This is a genomic window from Streptomyces sp. NPDC050759 (genome assembly GCF_044456945.1).
Lineage (GTDB): Bacteria > Actinomycetota > Actinomycetes > Streptomycetales > Streptomycetaceae > Streptomyces.
The window spans coordinates 1-5,866 of sequence record NZ_JBITGI010000039.1 but is presented as its reverse complement, the minus strand read 5'-3'; the positions used below and the strand labels follow the sequence as shown (position 1 = coordinate 5,866).

At 69.7% G+C, this 5,866-nt stretch carries 8 protein-coding genes and 1 tRNA gene; 8 read left to right on the top strand and 1 reads right to left on the bottom strand.

The features are described 5' to 3' along the window. Positions 1-149 precede the first annotated feature (149 nt). Complete coding sequence (gene upp / locus ACIBJB_RS47380; protein ID WP_057609479.1) at positions 150-785, bottom strand: uracil phosphoribosyltransferase; 636 nt, start codon at positions 783-785, stop codon at positions 150-152. A 96-nt stretch (positions 786-881) separates the two neighbouring features. Between upp and ACIBJB_RS47375 the strand changes: the two genes are divergently transcribed. The 8 genes from ACIBJB_RS47375 (at position 882) to ACIBJB_RS47340 (ending at position 5,353) form a co-directional block, all read left to right on the top strand. After that, complete coding sequence (locus ACIBJB_RS47375; RefSeq protein ID WP_062041367.1) at positions 882-1,064, top strand: hypothetical protein; 183 nt, start codon at positions 882-884, stop codon at positions 1,062-1,064. 334 nt (positions 1,065-1,398) lie between these two features. After that, positions 1,399-1,941: a hypothetical protein gene (locus tag ACIBJB_RS47370; protein WP_398940375.1), complete on the top strand. Its 543-nt coding sequence runs from the start codon at positions 1,399-1,401 to the stop codon at positions 1,939-1,941. A 47-nt stretch (positions 1,942-1,988) separates the two neighbouring features. Continuing rightward, positions 1,989-2,414: a tRNA adenosine(34) deaminase TadA gene (tadA, locus tag ACIBJB_RS47365; protein ID WP_398940374.1), complete on the top strand. Its 426-nt coding sequence runs from the start codon at positions 1,989-1,991 to the stop codon at positions 2,412-2,414. Between the two features lie 45 nt (positions 2,415-2,459). Continuing rightward, positions 2,460-2,544: transfer RNA gene (locus ACIBJB_RS47360), tRNA-Ser, on the top strand. A gap of 106 nt (positions 2,545-2,650) precedes the next feature. Beyond that, positions 2,651-2,827 (top strand): hypothetical protein, encoded by a 177-nt coding sequence (locus ACIBJB_RS47355; RefSeq protein WP_398940373.1) that lies wholly within the window; start codon positions 2,651-2,653, stop codon positions 2,825-2,827. 19 nt (positions 2,828-2,846) lie between these two features. Further along, positions 2,847-3,140, top strand: a complete 294-nt coding sequence (locus tag ACIBJB_RS47350) for a Dabb family protein (protein WP_398940372.1) — start codon at positions 2,847-2,849, stop codon at positions 3,138-3,140. A gap of 149 nt (positions 3,141-3,289) precedes the next feature. Further along, complete coding sequence (locus ACIBJB_RS47345) at positions 3,290-4,147, top strand: RNA polymerase sigma factor SigF (protein WP_398940371.1); 858 nt, start codon at positions 3,290-3,292, stop codon at positions 4,145-4,147. 312 nt (positions 4,148-4,459) lie between these two features. Further along, on the top strand, positions 4,460-5,353 hold the full coding sequence (locus ACIBJB_RS47340; protein ID WP_266562701.1) for an RNA polymerase sigma factor SigF: 894 nt from the start codon (positions 4,460-4,462) through the stop codon (positions 5,351-5,353). Positions 5,354-5,866 lie beyond the last annotated feature (513 nt).

Here is a 5,866-nt window from a genome sequence, read left to right as displayed (position 1 = left end):
CCCCCCCCCCCCCCCCCACCCCGGCCCCGACCCACCACACACCCGCACGCGCTACACAAGCCCCCACCGGAGCCGAAACAGGCCGCCGCAGGCACCCAGGGGCGCGGGGAACGGCGCAAAAACGCCCGCCCCCACCGAACCCGCAGCCGCTACTCCGCCGCCCCGTACAGCCGGTCTCCCGCGTCACCGAGGCCAGGAACGATGTAACCGTGCTCGTTCAGGTGGTCGTCGACCGCCGCCGTGACCACCGTGACCGGAGTCCCCGCCAGCTCACGCTCCATGATCTCCACGCCCTCCGGAGCGGCCAGCAGAACCACCGCCGTCACATCGTCCGCGCCGCGCTTGATCAGCTCACGGATCGCAGCGACCAGCGTGCCACCGGTCGCGAGCATCGGGTCGAGGACATAGACCTGCCGCCCGGACAGGTCCTCCGGCATACGCGCCGCGTACGTCGTGGCCTGCAGCGTCTCCTCGTTGCGGATCATGCCGAGGAAACCCACCTCGGCGGTCGGCAGCAGCCGGACCATGCCGTCCAGCATGCCGAGCCCGGCACGGAGGATCGGCACCACCAGCGGGCGCGGATACGACAGCTTGACACCGGTCGTGGGAGCGACCGGTGTCCGGATGTCGACCGCCTCGGTGCGCACGTCGCGCGTGGCCTCGTAGGCGAGCAGGGTGACCAGCTCGTCGGCGAGACGACGGAAGGTCGCGGAGTCGGTGCGCTGGTCGCGCAGCGCGGTGAGTTTGTGTGCGACCAGCGGATGGTCGACGACGTGGAGACGCATGGCCACAACAGTAGCCGGGTCCACCGCACCCCTCGCGCTGGCGTCAAACCGCCCGACCGGGGGAAGGTGGGAGGGACGGACTGGGGTGGTGAACCGATGCCTGACCTGCCTGAGCACGAACCGTCGTCACACGAGACCGACGCCGAGCGCCGGCGCCGTCGCGCGCAGTTCCTGCGCGATCTCGCGGAGGCCCGAGAACTGCGCGACCGGGTGCAGCCCCGCCGGGCGAAGGTGGCCCGGCTGCGACACGCGATGCGTATGCGGACCTTCCGCTGGTAACGAAGATCACGCGCGCCCCGAGCCCGTCGGCGCACCGTCGGTGCACCGGCGGCGCACCCACGGTGCGCTGAACAGGTGGCCGTGCACAGGCCCTTGGGAAAGCCGCGTACGATCCCGCTCGTGGCGGCGACGAGTGCGCTGGTGAGTCCTTCACCGACGTGCCGACGCACGTGCGATCAAAACCACCGGACACAGGGTGCCGAAGACGTCCCCTGAACGCCTTGTTTCTGCCACGATTCCGAGTGGGCGGGGCTCGGAGCCGAGCTCTCCCCGCCCACAACCTCCGCCGGGGGGACCCCCAACCGGCACGCCTATGACCAGTGGGAGAGTCACGGTGTACTTCGCCGCACTGCTCGCGCGCACCGAAGACGGGTGGGAAGCGAGCGACACAGAGCTCCTCGACAATGTGGAGACGCTGTCGGATCTGGCCGACCTCGCCCGGGAAGCCGCGGCCGAGGACGACACGGTGCTCGTACTGATCGAGCAGGAAGACGCTTGGTTCGGCGTCGTCCGCATCGATGGCGAGGAGGACCCTCGCATCTATGTCTCGGACGCCGCCGCCGCTGCCCGCAGCTCGTACGGCGAGATCCTGCTCACCGACGAACTGCTCGGAAAGGAGCCCGGCGACGACGACCCCGACCTCGACGCCCTCGACCTCGACGGCACCGAGGACGGTGAGGACGAGGACGACGACGACACCGCCGCCGCCGAGGCGGGCGTCCCCGGAGAGATCGTGCCGCACGGCCCGGTCGGCGACCCGCAGGTCCTCGACGACCTGGGCGTCAGCGAGAAGGAACTGAAGGCCCTGTCGGAGGACGCCCTCACGGAGATCGCCGAGTCCCTGGGCGCCTCGGAGGTACTGGAGACCGTCCGCTGACCGGAACCCCCGCGGCGGACCCGCTGCGCGACCGCTGGCGGGCCGCGATGCGGCTCGCCCTGGAGGAGGCCGGCAAGGCGGGCGCGGACGTGCCGGTGGGCGCCGTCGTCCTGTCCCCGGACGGTACGACCGTGCTCGCGGCCGGCCACAACGAACGCGAGGCCGGCGGCGATCCGACCGCGCACGCGGAGGTCCTCGCGATCAGGAGGGCGGCGGCGGAGCTCGGCGAGTGGCGGCTGACCGGCTGCACGCTCGTCGTCACGCTGGAGCCCTGCACGATGTGCGCGGGCGCGATCGTCCAGTCCCGGGTGGACCGGGTGGTCTACGGTGCCCGGGACGAGAAGGCGGGCGCGGCCGGTTCCCTGTGGGACGTCGTCCGCGACCGGCGCCTCAACCACCGGCCCGAAGTCGTCGAAGGTGTCCTCGCGGAGGAGTGCGCCAAACTCCTCACGGAGTTCTTCCGCGAGCGCTGAATACCGATTTCAAAGCACGCCCCACCTTGCTGTAAGGTCTCCCTCGGTAGCGTGTCCGAGCGGCCGAAGGAGCTCGCCTCGAAAGCGAGTGTGGCGCAAGTCACCGAGGGTTCAAATCCCTCCGCTACCGCTTGAGAAGGGCCCCGTCGAGAGACGGGGCCCTTCGTGCGTACTGATCACCCGGTTACACTCGCGCCCCAGAAGCAACAGGAACATCAGAAGCGGGGGAGGCCGCGGTGGCGGTGAACGGAAAGAAGATCGCCGTCTATGTGCTCGTGGTCTTCATCCTGTACGTGATCATCACGGACCCGGAGAAGGCCGCCGAATACGTGGAGATAGGGTTCGAGGGCATATCGGACGCCGCCAAGGCCGTCGGCGACTTCTTCACCTGGCTGGCCGACGGGGCGCACTGACAGACCCAAGGGAGCGCCCATGATCCGCCACCTCGTCCTCTTCAAGCTAGACGAGGGCGTCGAGCGCGACGACCCGCGCGTGGTGGCCGGGGTCGAGGCCTTTCGCGCGCTGGACGGCAAGATCCCCGAGATCCGCTTCTGGGAGCTGGGCTGGAACCTCAGCGACCGGCCCATCGCCTACGACTTCGCCATCAACTCCGGCTTCGACGACGCGACCGCGCTGCGGACGTACGTCGAGCACCCGGAGCACCAGGCGGGCGTGGCGCTGTGGAAGGAGTTCGCCACCTGGGTGATCGCGGACTACGAATACTGAGCCCGAGCGCTCCGAAGCCTCCCACCGGTAACGGCGGGAGGCTTTTCTGCGCCTTCCACCCAATTGCCCCTTCCGCCTCAACACGACGTAACCCAACGTTATGCGATGCTTGCACACAGTGCACATGTCTTGTGATGCTATGACCGCTTTTGACGGATGGGTTGATCAACGAAGAGGTGGCGTTGACCGTGTCGGCCAGTACCGCGCCTCCCCAGGAGGCCCCCCAGGAGGCCGCTCCACGCAGCCGCGGCGCCGACACCCGGGCGCTCACACAAGTGCTCTTCGGCGAGTTGAAGGGGCTTCAGCCGGGCACGCCGGAGCACAGCCGGGTGCGGACGGCGCTCATCGAGGCCAACCTCCCTCTCGTGCGCTACGCGGCCGCCCGCTTCCGCTCCCGCAACGAGCCGATGGAGGACGTGATCCAGGTCGGCACCATCGGGCTCATCAACGCGATCGACCGCTTCGACCCGGACCGGGGCGTGCAGTTCCCGACCTTCGCGATGCCGACCGTCGTCGGCGAGATCAAGCGGTACTTCCGCGACAACGTCCGCACGGTCCACGTCCCGCGCCGGCTGCACGAGCTGTGGGTGCAGGTCAACGGCGCGACGGAGGACCTGACGACCGCCTTCGGACGGACCCCGACGACCGCCGAGATCGCCGAGCGGCTGCGCATCACCGAGGACGAGGTGCTGTCCTGCATCGAGGCCGGACGGTCGTACCACGCCACCTCGCTCGAGGCGGCCCAGGAGGGCGACGGACTGCCGGGCCTGCTCGACCGGCTCGGCTACGAGGACCCGGCACTGGACGGCGTGGAGCACCGCGACCTGGTCCGCCATCTCCTGGTCCAACTCCCGGAACGGGAACAGCGAATCCTGCTGCTGCGCTACTACAGCAATCTCACCCAGTCGCAAATCAGCGCGGAACTCGGCGTCTCGCAGATGCACGTTTCGAGGCTACTCGCGCGTAGCTTCCAGCGGCTGCGATCCGCCAATCGGATCGACGCTTAGCGGATGCATAAGGGGCGCACGGTCGCACGTTCCGGAACGCCGCAGTTCGCAAGCAGTATCGAGGCGTAACCGGCGCGAGCGAATCGCTCACCAGCGCCGTTCCCGACACTTCTGTGCCGAAAAACCGTCAGACCCCCTTTATCCAGGGCGTATTCGGGTCTCACATGTCGACATGTCACTACAGCGTGTTGCCGACATGTGACATTCTGCGGGAAGCGCGTTTGCCGAGGCTTCGGCACCGGTATTCAGGTGAAGGCTGACGTTCCACCCGGACCGTTCGCCACGACCGTCCCGCGACCCAAAGGGGGTGGCATGTCCGCAGATCAGGGCAGCTCGAAGGTGCTTACGCTCACGAAGAGCGAGGCCGAGCCAGTGCTCGACGACATCACGGCCGTCGAGGCGGCACCGGCCCCGGTCCTCCCGACTCCCCCGACGGTGTCCGGAGCCATCGACACCCGCACCCTGTCCCGCTCCCTCTTCCTGCGGCTCGCCGCACTCGACGAGAACAGCCCGGAGCGCGCCTACGTCCGGGACACCCTCATCGAACTCAACCTCCCGTTGGTGCGCTACGCGGCGGCCCGGTTCCGCTCGCGCAACGAGCCGATGGAGGACATCGTCCAGGTCGGCACCATCGGCCTGATCAAGGCGATCGACCGCTTCGACTGCGAACGCGGCGTGGAGTTCCCGACGTTCGCGATGCCGACCGTCGTGGGCGAGATCAAGCGGTTCTTCCGCGACACCTCGTGGTCGGTGCGGGTCCCGCGCCGCCTCCAGGAGCTGCGGCTGGCCCTCACCAAGGCCAGCGACGAGCTCTCCCAGAAGCTGGACCGCTCTCCGACGGTGGCCGAACTCGCCTCCGTGCTGGGCGTGTCCGAGGAGGACGTCGTCGACGGCCTCGCGGTCGGCAACGCGTACACCGCGTCCTCGCTGGACTCCCCGGCCCCGGAGGACGACGGCGGCGAGGGCTCCCTCGCGGACCGTCTCGGCTACGAGGACACGGCCCTCGAAGGCGTCGAGTACCGCGAATCCCTGAAGCCCCTTCTCGCCAAGCTCCCGCCCCGCGAGCGCCAGATCATCATGCTGCGCTTCTTCGCCAACATGACGCAGTCACAGATCGGCGAGGAGGTCGGCATCTCCCAGATGCACGTCTCCCGCCTGCTGACCCGGACCCTGGCCCAGCTGCGCGAGGGTCTCATCTCGGACTGAGGGTCCCCCTCCGGCCATCCAGAAGCGCCTCAGGGCGCCCATGGATGTGCCGGGCCAGGTCGTAGGGCGGCTGCGGGCCAGTGGGGGCTGGTCGCGCAGTTCCCCGCGGGCCGCATGCGCGGGGCTTGGGCCGGGCGCCTACGAGGGTGCCGAGTCAGGTTGTCGGGCGACCGCGGGCCGGTGGGGGCCGGTCGCGCAGTTCCCCGCGCCCCTGGGGAGTTGCGGTCACCCGGCGCCACGACGGGCCGATCCCCACCTCGCGCACCACGACGGGCCGTTCGCCGTATTGCGCGCCCCGATGGGCCGTTGGCCGCGTACGGCGCGAAGGGGACGGGGTGGGGGGTGTCCGCCCGCAGCGGCCGGCGTCCGTTACCGGGCACATCTCAAAGCAGCAGCAACCGCCGGACCGAGGACGGACACCCCCCACCCCCGCCCCCCCCCCCCCCCCCCCCCCCCCCCCCACAAAAACCCCCCCCCCCCCCCCCACCCGCCCCCCCCCCCCCCCACGGGCCC

Excerpts from the sequence above, each read along its gene's own strand:
- upp (WP_057609479.1), bottom strand. The coding sequence starts at position 785 with ATGCGTCTCCACGTCGTCGACCATCCGCTGGTCGCACACAAACTCACC.
- ACIBJB_RS47375 (WP_062041367.1), top strand. The coding sequence starts at position 882 with ATGCCTGACCTGCCTGAGCACGAACCGTCGTCACACGAGACCGACGCC.
- tadA (WP_398940374.1), top strand. The coding sequence starts at position 1,989 with ATGCGGCTCGCCCTGGAGGAGGCCGGCAAGGCGGGCGCGGACGTGCCG.
- ACIBJB_RS47350 (WP_398940372.1), top strand. The coding sequence starts at position 2,847 with ATGATCCGCCACCTCGTCCTCTTCAAGCTAGACGAGGGCGTCGAGCGC.
- ACIBJB_RS47340 (WP_266562701.1), top strand. The coding sequence starts at position 4,460 with ATGTCCGCAGATCAGGGCAGCTCGAAGGTGCTTACGCTCACGAAGAGC.